This is a genomic window from Paenibacillus favisporus (assembly GCF_040545415.1).
Classification (GTDB): Bacteria; Bacillota; Bacilli; order Paenibacillales; family Paenibacillaceae; genus Paenibacillus_AQ; species Paenibacillus_AQ favisporus.
The window spans coordinates 1-15,302 of the sequence record NZ_JBEPLV010000012.1 but is presented as its reverse complement, the minus strand read 5'-3'; the positions used below and the strand labels follow the sequence as shown (position 1 = coordinate 15,302).

13 protein-coding genes and 1 rRNA gene are annotated in these 15,302 nt (G+C 52.8%); 1 reads left to right on the top strand and 13 read right to left on the bottom strand.

What is annotated here, in order from left to right:
* Positions 1 to 542 precede the first annotated feature (542 nt).
* From gltX to ABID47_RS32945, 4 genes are all read right to left on the bottom strand, one after another.
* Entirely contained in the window at positions 543 to 2,003 is a 1,461-nt protein-coding gene (gene gltX / locus ABID47_RS32960; RefSeq protein WP_354503363.1) for a glutamate--tRNA ligase, read from the bottom strand.
* Positions 2,004 to 2,078: 75 nt separating this feature from the next.
* A complete protein-coding gene (gene ispF / locus ABID47_RS32955) occupies positions 2,079 to 2,567 on the bottom strand; it encodes a 2-C-methyl-D-erythritol 2,4-cyclodiphosphate synthase (RefSeq protein ID WP_105441910.1) in 489 nt (162 codons plus the stop codon).
* Complete coding sequence (gene ispD, locus ABID47_RS32950; RefSeq protein WP_374954596.1) at positions 2,564 to 3,274, bottom strand: 2-C-methyl-D-erythritol 4-phosphate cytidylyltransferase; 711 nt, start codon at positions 3,272 to 3,274, stop codon at positions 2,564 to 2,566. Before ispD ends, ispF begins: the two co-directional genes overlap by 4 nt.
* Positions 3,275 to 3,328: 54 nt before the next feature.
* Positions 3,329 to 4,405 (bottom strand): PIN/TRAM domain-containing protein, encoded by a 1,077-nt coding sequence (locus ABID47_RS32945; RefSeq protein WP_116234483.1) that lies wholly within the window; start codon positions 4,403 to 4,405, stop codon positions 3,329 to 3,331.
* Positions 4,406 to 4,632: 227 nt separating this feature from the next.
* Between ABID47_RS32945 and ABID47_RS32940 the strand changes: the two genes are divergently transcribed.
* Positions 4,633 to 5,028 (top strand): nucleoside triphosphate pyrophosphohydrolase family protein, encoded by a 396-nt coding sequence (locus tag ABID47_RS32940; RefSeq protein WP_354503358.1) that lies wholly within the window; start codon positions 4,633 to 4,635, stop codon positions 5,026 to 5,028.
* 106 nt (positions 5,029 to 5,134) lie between these two features.
* On the opposite strand, the gene pssA is transcribed toward ABID47_RS32940, so the two are convergent.
* The 9 genes from pssA to rrf all read right to left on the bottom strand — a co-directional run.
* A complete protein-coding gene (gene pssA, locus ABID47_RS32935) occupies positions 5,135 to 5,866 on the bottom strand; it encodes a CDP-diacylglycerol--serine O-phosphatidyltransferase (protein WP_354503356.1) in 732 nt (243 codons plus the stop codon).
* 54 nt (positions 5,867 to 5,920) lie between these two features.
* Positions 5,921 to 6,997 (bottom strand): DNA integrity scanning diadenylate cyclase DisA, encoded by a 1,077-nt coding sequence (disA, locus tag ABID47_RS32930; protein ID WP_076176708.1) that lies wholly within the window; start codon positions 6,995 to 6,997, stop codon positions 5,921 to 5,923.
* A 13-nt stretch (positions 6,998 to 7,010) separates the two neighbouring features.
* A complete protein-coding gene (radA, locus tag ABID47_RS32925) occupies positions 7,011 to 8,378 on the bottom strand; it encodes a DNA repair protein RadA (protein ID WP_089549786.1) in 1,368 nt (455 codons plus the stop codon).
* Positions 8,379 to 8,605: 227 nt separating this feature from the next.
* A complete protein-coding gene (gene clpC / locus ABID47_RS32920) occupies positions 8,606 to 11,056 on the bottom strand; it encodes an ATP-dependent protease ATP-binding subunit ClpC (RefSeq protein WP_354503352.1) in 2,451 nt (816 codons plus the stop codon).
* Between the two features lie 77 nt (positions 11,057 to 11,133).
* Entirely contained in the window at positions 11,134 to 12,192 is a 1,059-nt protein-coding gene (locus ABID47_RS32915) for a protein arginine kinase (RefSeq protein WP_116234482.1), read from the bottom strand.
* A gap of 28 nt (positions 12,193 to 12,220) precedes the next feature.
* Positions 12,221 to 12,745 (bottom strand): UvrB/UvrC motif-containing protein, encoded by a 525-nt coding sequence (locus ABID47_RS32910; RefSeq protein WP_076176704.1) that lies wholly within the window; start codon positions 12,743 to 12,745, stop codon positions 12,221 to 12,223.
* 29 nt (positions 12,746 to 12,774) lie between these two features.
* Positions 12,775 to 13,236, bottom strand: coding sequence for a CtsR family transcriptional regulator (locus tag ABID47_RS32905; RefSeq protein ID WP_076176703.1), 462 nt, complete (start codon positions 13,234 to 13,236; stop codon positions 12,775 to 12,777).
* Positions 13,237 to 13,640: 404 nt separating this feature from the next.
* Entirely contained in the window at positions 13,641 to 14,828 is a 1,188-nt protein-coding gene (locus ABID47_RS32900) for a GNAT family N-acetyltransferase (protein WP_354503349.1), read from the bottom strand.
* Positions 14,829 to 15,211: 383 nt separating this feature from the next.
* A 5S ribosomal RNA gene (rrf, locus tag ABID47_RS32895) occupies positions 15,212 to 15,302 on the bottom strand; the annotation flags it as partial.

The following is a 15,302-nucleotide window of genomic DNA, read 5'->3' as shown; positions in this document are numbered from 1 at the left end:
TCGTCCTGACAACAAAAGCGATCATCGACGCTTGTTCATCGAAGCCCAACACGCCCAGCGAAGATTCTTTCAACAAAAAACGCCCCTGCAGCATCATGCTGCAGAGACGTTATACGCGCGGTCCCACTCTGCTTGGGCCTTGCTGCTGACGGGCCCGCCGGTAATTCCGGCAGACTGCATCGCAAACGAAAAGCCCCACTTTCTGTCCTCATAACGGCGGACGTCCGGCACAGTCTAACGGGGAGATCCTCCTCCGCTCATCCATGCAGCTCACAGGTGCATTTCCACTGCCGGCCAATAGGTGACTTCCAGCCTAAAGGAAAACTTGCGCCTCCCTTACGGTCACCCTCTCTGTCAATGGCGTGATCAATGTACTTCTCCTGATCTTCGCTGATCGCACATTGGATCATTCGGCACTCCCAGTAACAGCGGGGCCGAATTGATTTTGCTTGTAATTATAGCCGATAAGTCGTCTTACTGACAAGAAGTGTTTCAGGGAGCTTATGGGTTAGAATATGCTGTGATTACAAGAAAGAATCCACTTATGCTCCCTTAATTTGCGATTTCAGCCGCTCGATAACGCGTCCGCGGCCCAGCAGGAAGATCGTCTCGTTCAGATCGCGGCCATGCATCTGGCCGGTCAGCGCGACGCGAATTGGCATAAAGAGCTGCTTGCCTTTCACGCCGGTCTCCTTCTGCACCTCTTTGATAAGCGCGGCAATATGCGAAGCGGTATACTCCTCCGAAGCTTCGATCTTCGCCAGCAGCGCCGACAATACGGTAGGTACCTGCTCCTCAGCCAGTACTGGCAGGGCTTCCTGATCGATTTCCAGATGAGTGCGGAAGAACACCTCCGACAGATCGACAATATCCGATGCGGCTGTCATCTGCTCCTGATAGAGGGCGACCAGCTTGCGCGTCCATGCCTTCTGCTCCTCATCCAGTTCGGCCGGCAGGCGGCTCGCCCGCTGCAAGTGCGGAATCGCCAGCTCCGTAATCCGGTCGGTATCGGCATTCTTAATGTACGTATTGTTCAGGTGAGCCAGCTTGTTCTGATCGAACACGGCCGGGCTCTTCGACAGGCGGTCCGGATTGAAGATCTTGATCAGCTCTTCTCTGCTGTAAATCTCTTCTTCGCCTTCCGGAGACCAGCCCAGCAGGGCGATAAAATTCACCATCGCTTCCGGCAGGTAACCCAACTGGTCGTACTGCTCGATGAACTGGATGATCGATTCATCCCGCTTGCTGAGCTTCTTGTGATTCTCATTCACGATCAGCGTCATATGACCGAACTGCGGCGGCTCCCAGCCGAACGCCTCGTAGATCATCAGCTGGCGCGGCGTATTGGAAATATGATCTTCCCCGCGCAGGACGTGGGAAATTTCCATCAGATGGTCGTCGAGCACCACCGCAAAGTTGTAAGTCGGAATGCCGTCCTTTTTCACAATGACAAAGTCACCGGTGTCCTGGGTATTGAAAGAGATCGTTCCTTTGACCATATCGTTGAACGTGTACGTCTTATTGTCCGGTACCCGGAAGCGAATGCTGGCCACCCGGCCTTCCGCTTCGAATGCCTGGCACTGCTCAGGCGTCAAGTCACGGTGCTTGCCGGAATAGCGCGGCGTCTCGCCGCGGGCGATCTGCTCTTCCCGTTCCTTCTCTAGCTCTTCCTCGGTGCAATAGCAGCGGTAAGCCAAGCCGCGGTTCAGCAGGTCCTGCCAGTATTTCTTGTAAATGTCCAGACGTTCGGTTTGGCGGTAAGGGCCGTACGCCCCGCCCACATCAACGCTTTCGTCCCAGTCCATGCCAAGCCATTTCAAATACTTCAGCTGGCTTTCTTCGCCGCCTTCGATGTTCCGCTTCACGTCCGTATCTTCAATTCGGATAATAAACTCTCCGCCCTGATTGCGGGCATACAAATAGTTAAACAGCGCCGTTCTGGCATTGCCAATATGTAAATGTCCGGTTGGACTCGGTGCATAACGTACGCGCACTTTGCTCATCCTGATCCCCTCCGCCATATCATTGATCAATAAAGTCCGTTCAGAAATACTTTACCCTATTCCAGCTTAAATCCTTCAAGATGATAGCACATCTTGGATCAAGCATACAACCGATTGGGCTGCAATGCCTTCTCCCCGACCGGTGAATCCGAGCTGCTCCGTCGTAGTTGCCTTCACGTTGACCTGCGTCACGTCGGCATCCAGCGCCTTGGCGATGACTTCAGCCATCTGCGGAATATAAGGAGCCATCTTCGGACGCTGGGCGATAATGGTCGAATCGATGTTGCCCAGGCGGTACCCCCGCTCCTTGGCGAGGCCCCATACATGCAGCAGCAGCTTCAAACTGTCCGCGTCCTTGAATTCCGGATCCGTATCGGGAAAATGCTTGCCGATGTCCCCCAGCGCAAGCGCACCCAAAATCGCATCCGCAACGGCATGCAGCAGCACGTCCGCGTCGGAGTGTCCCAGCAGCCCCTTCTCGTACGGAATCGTGACTCCGCCAATGATGCACGGCCTGCCCTCCACCAGCTGGTGAACGTCAAACCCTTGTCCTACACGTATCATCCCTTTTTCTCTCCCTTGCGTTTCTGCATAAATGCGGCGTACTCCAAATCTTCCGGCGTCGTAATTTTTATATTCGTATAGCTGCCTTCCACAACCGCCACGGGAATGCCCAGCCGCTCCACGAGCATGGAGTCGTCGGTGCCGGCGAAGCCGTCCGCTGCGGCGCGTTCATGAGCCCTTTTCAAATCGGAAAGACGAAAAGCCTGTGGGGTGTGAATGGCCCACAGACTCCGGCGATCAGGGGTCGCCAGAATCGTCCCCGAATCGTTCACCTGCTTGATGGTATCCTTCACCGGCACCGCCAGCACGGCCGCTCCTTCCTGGAGTGCCTTCCGGTAGCATGCCTCAATGTGTTCAGGTTCCACGAACGGGCGAACCCCGTCATGAACCATTACCCATTCTGTGCCAATTTCCATCAAGCCGTTGTATACGGATTGTTGTCTTTCGCTTCCGCCGGCGATGACCTTGGTTACTTTACCAAGTCCGTAATCCTGGATCCACTGCTCGCAGCGCGGAATATCATCCGCACCGGTGACCAGCACCACTTCTTTCACCAGCGGCATTTGTTCAAAAATGTCCAGCGTATGCATAATGATGGGCTTGTCTTCAAGCATAAGATACTGCTTGCTTTCCTGCGTCCCCATCCGGGAGCCGCGGCCCGCGGATACCACAATGACGCCCACCTGATTCTCTGTGCCCAAGTCGATGCAAAGCCTCCTCAACAACTGACCGAAAAAGAGTATACCCCCATCATACCGCGTTTACTGGGCTTTTTCCAACAGTTTCGGTTTGGCAAAGATCATCCGCCCCGCGGAGGTCTGCAGCACGCTCGTTACCAGCACTTCCATCATATTGCCTATATAGTCGCGTCCGCCTTCAACCACAATCATGGTTCCGTCGTCGAGATAAGCCACTCCCTGGCCATGCTCTTTGCCGTCCTTGATCACCTGCACCATAATTTCTTCCCCCGGCAGGACGACCGGCTTCACGGCGTTGGCCAAATCGTTAATGTTCAGTACGGATACGCCTTGCAGCTCACATACCTTGTTCAGGTTAAAATCGTTGGTCACCACTTTGCCCTGCAGCACTTTGGCGAGCTTCACCAGCTTGCTGTCCACTTCGGAAATTTCTTCGAAATCCCCTTCATAGATCAGCACCCTGACGTCCAACTCCTTCTGGATCTTGTTCAAAATATCGAGTCCTCTGCGTCCGCGGTTGCGCTTCAAGAGGTCCGAGGAATCCGCGATATGCTGAAGCTCTTCCAGAACGAATTCGGGAATGACGATCGTTCCTTCGATAAAACCGGTTTTGCAGATGTCCGCGATCCGGCCGTCGATGATGACGCTCGTATCGAGAATTTTATGCTCCTCAATCCGGCGTTCCTCCGGCAGCTCGCCCCGGCTCCATTTGCCGGAAGTCCACAGGGAAGCGAGCTCCTCTTTCTTTTCCAAGCCAATCCGGAGTCCCATATAACCGCACACAAACGTCACGCCGACAGCCAGCAAATCCCCGGCATGTCCAATCCAGGCAAGGCTGGGGTAGATTAATAGAGCCAGCAGCAGTCCTCCGATCAGACCCGACGCTCCGGCCGCCAGTTCATTCATCGGCGTGTTCGAGAACGAAGCGATAAACGAATGCAGACGATACGATACAGCTTGAGCACACAGGGAACCAATCAACATAAATAAAATTGCGCCAACCACAGCGAACGTCAGGCTGCCCCACAGCGAATCATCAATTCCAATTCCAGGGAACGACCAGCCTGCTGCATGATGCAGCGAGTACCCGATCCATGCCCCGCATAATCCGGCAAATGCCGTGATCGATTTCCTCAGCATCAGTTCCCTCACCTCCTTAAATCCATATTTTTAATAGTTGCAGATTTCATTAGCAGTATGGTCCATTTTGCAGCAACCTAATCCTGTATATTCCAATTTTTATTGGACGGCTGAACCTTTCTTTTGTACCATCCTACAGAAGTCTCGTTTTTGGTTGAAAATGGGGAATTGACTGGAATATAATAAGTTCAATTCAAAAAACTAGAGGTTAGAGGTGAATAGGTTACATGGGCACACCAAGTTTACAAGACTTTCAAGATCAGGTTTCCGAACTGTTGCTCCGTCACCGCAGTCTGCTGGATGTATTGTCAAAGAATGGACAAAGCAGTGCCTCCGTTAACCGGTCCGTCGCCAAGGCGATTACGGATTGCGGTTGTATTGAACTTCATGCCACCAAACAAACCTTTGCTCCGGGACTGAACCTCGAGGAAGCCAAGGAAACGGTACGGACCCATGTCCAAGGGGAGCTGTGCGAGAACTGCCGCGAGGTGATCAGCACCGAGCTGGGGCGGAACCTGTTCTATATGTCGGCGCTGTGCAATCTGCTCGATATTAATATGGATGAAGTGGTCCAGAAGGAATCGCAGAAATGCTCTACCCTCGGTCTGTTTAACATGTCATAGACGAACAAGATTTTTTATACATCAAAAAAAGCATTTATCTCGCTGCTCCTGGCAGGAAATAAATGCTTTTTATTTTTGCATCCCGTTCTATTAAACAGGACGTCGTTTATGATGAGTGGTCGTTGAACACTTTATCGGACTGCTCGCGATGGCGGCGGCGTCTCCGCGACAACCTTCTCACGTTCTCCTTCACACCGTAAGCGGCATACAGCACCAGCGGCAGGAAAATCAGCTTGGAGAGCTGATCCGGGAACGTGATGGCGACCGCAACTCCGGCAAGGATGACGAACGGCGCGTACATCATCGCTTTCTTCGGAAAACCGATTTTCTTGAAGTTCGGATACCGGACCGTGCTGACCATCAGGTATGACAGCAGCAGCATGGCGATGATCATATAGGGGGCGGAAATATCATCACGGAACAAAGATAATGTAGCAAGCACACCGCCCGCTGCCGGTATAGGCAGACCTATAAAGTATCCCGGGCTGCCTGATTGGACGTTGAAGCGGGCAAGCCGAAGCGCCCCGCACATGGGAAATACGGCGGTTACCGTCCAGATCAGCGCATGATGCATATCGTGGAAACAAGAAATGTACATGATAAGAGCGGGTGCAACACCAAAGGAAATTACATCCGAGAGGGAGTCCAGTTCCTTGCCCAACTCACTCTGTGCATTGAGCGCCCGGGCCACCCGGCCGTCCAATCCGTCGAGAAGCATTGCAATGATAATCATGATGGCCGCCAAGCTCAGCTTGTTGTCGAGGGCCAGCATAATCCCTACCATTCCGAGAAACAAGTTACCCAAGGTACACATGTTCGGAATTGATTTCGTAAACATTTTCTCACCTCAAATATCGTAGTACCCCCATGTCATCCATTGATTGTATGGCATTTAAATTTGTCTGTCAATGAATACTTGTTCCTGCAAGCGTTTCAGTCCCTCTTTAATATTGCGGGCTCTGACTTCGCCAATTCCATCCACCTCATCCAATTCTTCGATCGTAGCCATCATGATATGCGGCAGCCGTTCAAAGCGTTCCACCAGGTTGTGAATGATGACGTTCGGCAGACGTGGAATTTTATTGAGGATCCGGTAACCACGGGGTGCTACAGACTCTTCTGAGGTTGCGGCCGACAACGGATATCCCAGCAGGCGTACGACATAGTGGATATCGAGCAGCTCGTCGTCGGTCGCCCGTTTCAGTCCGGCGATCATCTCGCGGATCTTCTCATCATTGTCGTCACGGGCATAGTCTTTGTACAGGAGCCAGGCTTCTTCCTCCATGTTGCTCACGAGCTCTTCCATCTGCATGCTGATCAGGCGTCCTTCGTTCCCCAGCTCGTTGATGTATCGCTTGATTTCCATCTTGATGCGCAGAACCATCTCCACACGCTGAATGACGTTGACCACTTCGGGAACGGTGACCAGCTCTTCGAATTCGGAAGCCGACAGGTTCGTCAGCGACTGATTCAGCACCGCCCGGTACTTCTCCAGCGTCTGGAGCGCCTGGTTGGCTTTGGTTAGAATGACGCCGATCTCTTTCAACGCGTAGCGGAGCGTCCCTTGGTACAAGGTAATGATGTTCCGGCGCTGGGAAATCGACACGACCAGCTTGCCGGTCTGTTTGGCGACCCGCTCGGCCGTCCGGTGCCGAATCCCCGTTTCGATCGAAGATATGGACGAGTCCGGAATCAGCTGGGTGTTGGCATACAGAATCCGCTTCAGGTCTTCGCTCAAAATGATGGCCCCGTCCATCTTGGCCAGCTCATATAAGTAGTTGGGTGAGAAATCGCAGTTGATGGAGAAGCCTCCGTCCACAACCTCCATCACTTCGGGACTGTAGCCGACTACCAGCAGTCCCCCGGTTTTGGCGCGCAGCACGTTTTCCAGGCCGTCGCGAAACGGCGTGCCGGGTGCCACGAGCTTCAATAAATCGTTCATTTTCTCCAATTGGCTCGGTTCTTTCATCTTCATTTGCCCCCTAATCTAACGCGACCGCTAGTGCATCTGCAACGGTACTCACTCCGATGATTTCAATACCTTTGGGGTGCCTCCATCCTTTCAAACTTTTCTCCGGTAAAATAATCCGCTTGAACCCCAGCTTCTCCGCTTCCCGGACGCGCTGTTCCACACGGGAGACGCCCCGGACTTCGCCGGTCAGCCCGACTTCGCCGAACATGACGTCATACGGCTTTGTCGGAATATCCCGAAAGCTGGAGGCGATGCTGACGGCGATGGCCAAATCGACCGCCGGTTCGTCCAGCTTGACGCCCCCCGCCACGTTCAGGTACGCATCCTGATTCTGCAGGAACATGCCCATCCGCTTCTCCAGCACCGCAATGATCAGTCCCATCCGGTGATGGTCGATCCCAGTGCACATGCGCCGGGGTGACGGAAAATGCGTGGAAGAGATCAAGGCCTGAAGCTCGACCAGGACGGGTCTGGTGCCCTCCATGCTGGCCACGACCGTGGATCCCGCCACGCCCAGCGGACGCTCGGACAGAAACAGCTCCGACGGGTTCCCTACTTCGACCAGCCCGACCTCATTCATCTCGAAAATGCCGATCTCATTAGTCGATCCAAAGCGGTTCTTAACGGCTCTTAACAGCCGGTAGGTATGATGACGCTCGCCTTCAAAATAAAGTACACAGTCCACCATATGCTCTAGCAGCCTCGGTCCGGCGATGGCCCCTTCCTTTGTAACATGCCCCACAAGGACGGTGGCGATGCCGAGCCCCTTGGCTACCCGCATAAACCGGGCCGTACATTCCCGGACCTGCGCCACGCTTCCCGGCGCGCTGGTCACCTCGGGAATGTAGACCGTCTGGATGGAGTCGATCACCAAAAACTGAGGCTTTACACTCTCTATCGCCTCTTCGATCAGATCCATATTGGTCTCGCACAGAACGTACAGTTCCGGCGAGAGGGCACCGAGGCGATCCGCCCGGAGCTTGGTCTGACGGACCGATTCCTCACCGGACACGTACAGCACGCGCAGGCCGGACTGCGTCAGAGCGTGCGACGTTTGCAGGAGCAGGGTCGACTTGCCGATGCCGGGGTCGCCCCCGACGAGAATGAGCGATCCGGGAACGATCCCGCCGCCTAGAACACGGTTGAGCTCGCCGATCCCGGTCAGCACCCTAGCTTCCTGGCTGCTCTCTATATTTATGATCGAAAGCGGCTTTTCTTTACTATGAAAAAGCGGGGAATTCATCCCCTGCGTCTTGATGATGCTTTCCGTTTCTTCTACCATCGAGTTCCAGGCCTGGCAGCCCGGACACTTCCCGTACCACTTGGCAGCTTCATAGCCGCACTCGGTACAGTAAAATTTCGTTTTCGATTTGGCCATGCTCTCTCCTTTGCTGCCGCCAATTTGTCTAATTATGTCGTTACCTCAGAATTTTGGCATTATTTTAAGTTTACCATTTATTAAGATTTATCGTAAAGTCTATCCAAAAACTTTACATTGATTTATCACAGGGAAACAAACAGAAAAGGGACCGACCCGCCGGGTCCATAAAAACCGGCGGGGCAATCCCTTGTTGTTTCAGGCTTCGTATGAAGTCACCGGCTCATTTACGACTGTGTATTGGCCGATACATTTTCGTTTTTGCTGACCGTCAGCGCGCCGTTCTCTTCATCGATGATCAGCGAGTCGCCTTTGGACACATGGCCCGTGAGCAATTCTTCCGACAGACGGTCCTCGATATGCTTCTGGATCGCCCGGCGTAGCGGACGGGCACCGAATGCCGGGTCGTAGCCTTCTTTGGCGAGGAATGCCTTGGCTTTATCCGTCAGAGTAAAGTCGACATTGAAATCGCGCAGGCGTTTACGCAGCTCTTCGGTCATCGTCGTCACGATTTCGGCGATGTGCTTCTCTTCGAGTGAGTGGAAGACGATGATTTCGTCGATCCGGTTCAGGAACTCCGGACGGAAGCTCTTCTTCAGCTCTCCCATCACTTTATCCTTCATGTTGTTGTAATCGGCCCCGGCGTCAGCAGCTGCCGTGAAGCCCATCGTGGAGTTCCGCTTGATCGCTTCCGCACCGACGTTGGAGGTCAGAATGATCAGCGTGTTGCGGAAGTCCACCACGCGGCCCTTGGAGTCGGTCAGACGGCCGTCCTCCAGCACTTGAAGCAGAATGTTGAACACTTCAGGGTGCGCCTTCTCGATTTCGTCCAGCAGAACGACCGAGTACGGCTTGCGGCGTACTTTTTCGGTCAGCTGGCCGCCTTCGTCATAGCCGACGTATCCCGGAGGCGCTCCGACCAGTCTGGACGTGGAGTGTTTCTCCATGTACTCGGACATGTCGATGCGGACTACCGCATTTTCGTCGCCGAACATCGCTTCGGCCAGAGCACGGGCCAGCTCGGTTTTACCGACACCCGTAGGTCCAAGGAAGATGAACGATCCAATCGGACGCTTCGGATCCTTCAGACCGGCACGGGAACGTCTTACCGCGCGGCTGACCGCCTTGACGGCTTCTTCCTGGCCGATAACACGTTCGTGCAGGATTGTCTCCATATTCAGCAGGCGTTCCGTTTCTTCTTCCTTCAGCTTGCTGACCGGAATGCCGGTCCAGCTGGCCACAACCTGGGCGATATCCTCAGGCGTCACTTCGGAGTCCGTACGGCCCTGTTTTTCTTTCCATTGGTTCTTTGTAACGTCCAGCTCTTCGCGGATCTTCTGCTCCGTATCGCGAAGGGCTGCCGCTTTCTCGAATTCCTGGCTTTGCACGGCCGAATCTTTTTCCTTGCGGATATCTTCAAGCCGGCTTTCCAGTTCCTTCAGATTCGGCGGAATGGTGTACGTGTGAAGCCTTACTTTGGAGCCCGCCTCGTCGATCAGGTCGATCGCTTTATCCGGCAGGAACCGGTCGGAAATGTAGCGGTCCGACAGCTTCACGGCTTCCACGATCGCTTCATCCGTAATTTTCACGCGGTGATGTGCTTCGTAGCGGTCGCGCAGGCCGAACAGAATTTGAATCGCTTCTTCCGGAGACGGCTGATCCACCGTGATCGGTTGGAAACGGCGCTCCAGAGCGGCGTCTTTCTCGATATATTTGCGGTACTCATCCAGCGTGGTGGCACCGATGCACTGCAGCTCGCCGCGGGCAAGCGACGGCTTCAGAATGTTGGATGCGTCGATGGCGCCTTCCGCGCCGCCGGCACCGATCAGCGTATGCAGCTCGTCGATAAAGAGGATGATGTTGCCCGCTTGGCGGATCTCATCCATGATTTTCTTCAAGCGGTCCTCGAACTCGCCACGGTATTTCGTACCGGCTACAACCGATCCCATGTCCAGTGTCATGACGCGTTTGTCACGCAGCGTTTCCGGGATTTCGTTGTTGATGATCTTTTGCGCCAGGCCTTCGGCGATGGCGGTTTTACCAACCCCCGGCTCACCGATCAGCACCGGATTGTTTTTGGTCCGGCGGCTGAGGACCTGAATAACTCTTTCGATTTCGTTGCTGCGGCCGATGACCGGATCCAGGTTGCCTTCCTTGGCAATCGCAGTCAAGTCACGGGCCAGGCTGTCGAGCGTCGGCGTGCTGACGTTGGATTGGTTGCCGTGATGGCTGGATACAGCCTCGCTGCTGCCCAGCAGCTGCAGCACTTGCTGGCGTGCCTTATTCAGGCTGATGCCGAGATTATTCAACACACGGGCGGCCACGCCTTCGCCTTCGCGAATGAGGCCGAGCAGGATGTGCTCTGTGCCCACATACGTATGACCCAGTTTGCGCGCTTCGTCCATGGACAGCTCAATTACCTTTTTGGCGCGAGGGGTATAAGCGATATTCGTCGGCTGTTCCTGCCCCCGTCCGATGAGCGTCTCCACTTCATCCTGGATTTTTTCAAGGCCAAGTCCGAGTCCGATTAAAGCTTTAGCGGCTATGCCGTCCCCTTCCCGGATCAGTCCGAGCAAAATATGCTCCGTACCAATGTTGTTATGCCCTAAACGAACCGCTTCCTCTTGTGCCAATGCGAGCACCTTCTGCGCACGTTCCGTAAATCTTCCGAACATCATATCTCCTGCACCTCCATGAGTTTTATCATCGCTTCTCCACTTGCTTCCTTCATCGTAAAGCTGTATATCATAAAGGCTCAGCGCTTTCCGAGGGTTTCCCGGATGAGCTTCGCCCGGTAAATATCGCGTTCTTCGGTGTTCATCTCGTGACCGTAGGTTTTCTGCAGGAAGCCCGGCTGGGTCATCACATTCAGTTCATTCATCACCGAAATAGACGGTCCCTCAAGAATCCCGAGGTCAACTCCAAGGCGCACGTCGGAGAGACGCTGCCCTGCCTCTTTCGAATCCATCACTTCCGCGTAGGATAAAATCCCATAGGACCGTTTGATGCGGTCGGTAATGCGGAGTCTGGAATCGTTCATAAGCCGCGTGCGTGCATTTTTCTCATGCTCGATAATCTGCAGCACGACGCTGTGGAGGTTGTCGATGATTTCATTCTCGGTCTGTCCCAAGGTAATCTGATTCGAGATTTGGAACAGGTTACCTATTGCTTCGCTGCCTTCCCCATAAATTCCTCTAACGGTGAGCCCAACTTGTGAAACGGCGGATAAAATCCGGTTGATCTGCTGGGTCATCACCAGCGCCGGGAGGTGCATCATGACCGAAGCCCGCAGGCCTGTGCCCACATTGGTTGGACAGCTGGTCAAGTACCCGTGCTTATCGTCAAAGGCGTAATCAATGTATTCCTCAAATTTATCGTCAATGCTCGAGGCCTTCTCCCAGGCTTGGCGGATTTGAAAACCGGGGTATAGACATTGAATGCGAAGATGGTCCTCTTCGTTAATCATAATGCTGACCGATTCGTCCTCACTGAGGATCACCGCGCCGTTCTGGGATTCATTCGCCAAATTAGGGCTGATCAAATGCTTCTCTACCAGCACCCTTTTGTCCAGCGGATCGATGTGGTCGAGCTCCACGGTATAAAAAGTTCCAAAAGACTGAAGGTGATCACTGGGAATACCCGTCAGACGTTTGAGCACTTCCTCCGACTGCTGGCGGGTGGCCAATAGCGGAAAAGGAAGATGCTGCAGGTTGCGCGCAACCCGAACCCGGCTGCTGATGACGATTTCGGAAGCATCGGCCTGGCCGCGCATCCAATCGCTCAGCGCTTTCTCGGTAAACCGGAGATTTGGCATCACGCATTCCTCCTCCTTCGAGTGAACTTTACTGTTCCGACAATTCTTTCTCAAGCTTACGGATCTGGTCGCGCAGCTTCGCAGCCTCTTCGAACTCCTCTTCGTGAATACGCTGCTGAAGCTCGAGCTTCAAGCCGTCGATTTTCCGTTTGGCTTGAATTTTGCTGCCGCCTCTCTTGGGCAGCTTGCCGACATGTACGGTACTGCCGTGAACTCTTTTGAGCAGAGGGTCCAGGCGGTTGCCAAAGTACTTATAACAGGAGCTGCAGCCGAACCGGCCGATCTTGCTGAACTGCGAGTACGTCATCCCGCACTCTTCGCATCTCAGCGATTGAGCAGCCTTGGCGCTGCTTGCTGCCCCCTTGCCGGCCATGTCAATGTCCATGAGACCAGACAGCAGGCTGTGTATAGAAAATCCGCCAGAGGTTCCGGGGATCATTTCCCCTTTCTCCCGGGCACAGGATTCGCAAAAATGAAACTCCGTCTTCTCACCATTCACAATCTTGGTAAAATGGAGAGTCGCCGGTCTCTTACCACATTCTTGGCAAAGCATACCGATGTACCTCCTTTTTCTCCGTAAGCCTATTTGCCTAACAAAGAAATCAGCATCGCCTTCATCAGCCGAGCACGTATCTCATCCCGGTAAGGAAGCTTGATCATCAGGCACTCTCTGGATATCGCGGCGCGCATAATGCTCGCTTCGCGTTTGCTAAGGATTCGTGCCTCCTCCAACTGATAGATCAGCCCTTCGGCCACGTTCTGATCGATGCGTTCCCCAATCGTTTGGTGGAGATGCGTATGAAGCGCCGAGTATTGCGGGAGTTCAATCCGTTGAATCCGGATGTACCCTCCGCCACCGCGCTTGCTTTCCACAAGATAACCTTTTTCCAGCGTGAATCGTGTACTGATCACATAGTTGATCTGGGATGGAACGCATGAGAACTGATCAGCCAGATCGTTGCGCTGAATTTCAATCATTCCTTCGGGACTATCATGCAGAATACCCTTCAGATATTGTTCAATAATATCAGAGATATTACGCATTGTTCATCCTCCATTACGTTAAAACGTCAAGACCTTCATGGTCATTCGTTAGTCCGTTCGCATACCCAAACCATCTCCTTTAAACTTAACCAATGGTCGTGGGCTCGAATCTGGATCTTAACCCGGTGAATATGTTATAACTGATCTAAACCTTGCGCATTCACTATTGTGAGTTCAACCGTAAACAAACATACATTTGAATTTACGTTGACTTTGACTTTCTTTGATCTAAATTATAACATATTCTCACGTTTTGCCAAGAGGGTGTATCTTCATTTTTGACGTTCTCCTTCTTTTTATACCGCACCGATACGAAATAACCCCCTGCAACGTATGCAGAGGGCTATTACTCTGACCGGATCCCTGCTCAATAGAATTGTATAGCAAGGTATTTTATTCCATATTTAAAAGAAGTCCATAAACAAGGTCTGTCGGGCCGGGATCCGCGCTTCCAGGATGCTCACTGCCTTCGCACTGCCTGCAATTCGTCCGGATTGGTATAGTTCAGCCGGCCGTTTGAACCCCGTCAGCAGGACGGTCAGTGCCTGGATGTCGCAGCTAAGGACCTCTTCCTGCTGTTCTTGAGATGTATCCAGGGGAGAGACCGATGCGGTTCCGTCCGATGAGAACGACCAGCTCCAAACGCCTTCATTCCAAGGTGCATACATATCCGTCAGCTGAATAGTTAGACGCTCGGATCCCCCCTCGCCGGAGGCTGTAAAAGGATAAGCTTCGACGAGTTTCTTCATATTTACGACACGGGCCATCCCATATGGGATAATCTCCTGGTTAATCCGCGGATCGGCCAAATGATATGTAAGACTGTCATCCATCGGCACAAAATTGACGATTACCTGCGTCACCATTGAATCGTGATTGGCGATATAAGTCCATAGCGCACGGCGTGCCTCATCCGTGACATAAACGAGTTCATCGATGGTAAACTCCTTGTTTTCCACCTTATAAAGAACATATCCCTCCGGCGCACCTGAAGCCGAATAATATACCGCGGTATGCCCATCTTCATTCAGTACCGAACGGGTCCACCATTCACGCGTCCGAACCATTAATCCATTATAACGTTTGGAAAATGCAGCATAAACCGTATCCAGAACATCCACGTCTTTGATATCTCGCCGAATCGCACCTTCCGTGATGACCTTTGCCGGCAATTTATCGGTGGCAATGACATATTTCTTGTACTCACTGAACATTTCCCAGCCGTATTTCCGGTAAAACGGGTAGGAAAAAGGATGCAGCATGGAAAAGACCTGCCCATTCTCATTCATCTGCTGCAGCGCGTGCGTCAACAGATGCTTAATATAACCCTGCCTTCGGTTCTCCGGCCATGTGGAAACGCTCGCAATCCCGCCCATAGGAAAACTCTCACCTTGAACCGATACCGTAAACGGGATTAACACCAGCTTAGCCGCCAGTTGCTCATCTTCGTCAAAAATGCCCCACACCTGCTCAGGTTTAAATCGTTCTTTGGCCAGCTGCTTTCGCTCGGGAGTCATCTTGTATTGAAAAGCATATTCGCTTAGCCGAGTGCTTTGCTCAAATTCATCTTCCCGTAAATTCCGGATTTCCATGCTTCCACCTCGCCTATTAAGGATGTGCCTGCGAATTCAGTCAAGGTATCATCGTCCTGACAATCATTGAATTCAAAGACGAGTATGGCAAAACCTGTGTGCAAAGTCAATCCATCCTGCAATCTATCCCGTTTACCTGGGGACAACTTATATAAAGATAGGATCTTTTCGTGATTATTCAAGCTCATCTGTGGGTTATGGGGATCATTTTGTGTATTTGTGGATGGTTTTTTGGCGAAACGGGGAGTCAAAAACGTTATCTGTGCATAATTCAGATGAAGAAATGTTAAAAACAATTGAGCCTGTGGATGAAAAAAGCCCCTTATCAACAGGAGCGGGGGGAACAAAAAAACCACTGTCGATGTTATCAACAGTGGTTCTTCGCTTGGCAACGTCCTACTCTCCCAGGACCCTTCGGTCCAAGTACCATCGGCGCTGGAGGGCTTAACGGTCGTGTTCGGGATGGGTACGCGT

What these genes read in the sequence shown, in the direction of transcription:
- ABID47_RS32900 (WP_354503349.1), bottom strand. Translation starts at nt 14,828, where the DNA reads ATGGAAATCCGGAATTTACGGGAAGATGAATTTGAGCAAAGCACTCGG.
- ABID47_RS32940 (WP_354503358.1), top strand. Translation starts at nt 4,633, where the DNA reads ATGGGCACACCAAGTTTACAAGACTTTCAAGATCAGGTTTCCGAACTG.
- ABID47_RS32910 (WP_076176704.1), bottom strand. Translation starts at nt 12,745, where the DNA reads ATGCTTTGCCAAGAATGTGGTAAGAGACCGGCGACTCTCCATTTTACC.
- disA (WP_076176708.1), bottom strand. Translation starts at nt 6,997, where the DNA reads ATGAAAGAACCGAGCCAATTGGAGAAAATGAACGATTTATTGAAGCTC.
- gltX (WP_354503363.1), bottom strand. Translation starts at nt 2,003, where the DNA reads ATGAGCAAAGTGCGCGTACGTTATGCACCGAGTCCAACCGGACATTTA.
- ispF (WP_105441910.1), bottom strand. Translation starts at nt 2,567, where the DNA reads ATGATACGTGTAGGACAAGGGTTTGACGTTCACCAGCTGGTGGAGGGC.
- ABID47_RS32905 (WP_076176703.1), bottom strand. Translation starts at nt 13,236, where the DNA reads ATGCGTAATATCTCTGATATTATTGAACAATATCTGAAGGGTATTCTG.
- ABID47_RS32915 (WP_116234482.1), bottom strand. Translation starts at nt 12,192, where the DNA reads ATGCCAAATCTCCGGTTTACCGAGAAAGCGCTGAGCGATTGGATGCGC.
- clpC (WP_354503352.1), bottom strand. Translation starts at nt 11,056, where the DNA reads ATGATGTTCGGAAGATTTACGGAACGTGCGCAGAAGGTGCTCGCATTG.
- ABID47_RS32945 (WP_116234483.1), bottom strand. Translation starts at nt 4,405, where the DNA reads ATGCTGAGGAAATCGATCACGGCATTTGCCGGATTATGCGGGGCATGG.
- pssA (WP_354503356.1), bottom strand. Translation starts at nt 5,866, where the DNA reads ATGTTTACGAAATCAATTCCGAACATGTGTACCTTGGGTAACTTGTTT.
- radA (WP_089549786.1), bottom strand. Translation starts at nt 8,378, where the DNA reads ATGGCCAAATCGAAAACGAAATTTTACTGTACCGAGTGCGGCTATGAA.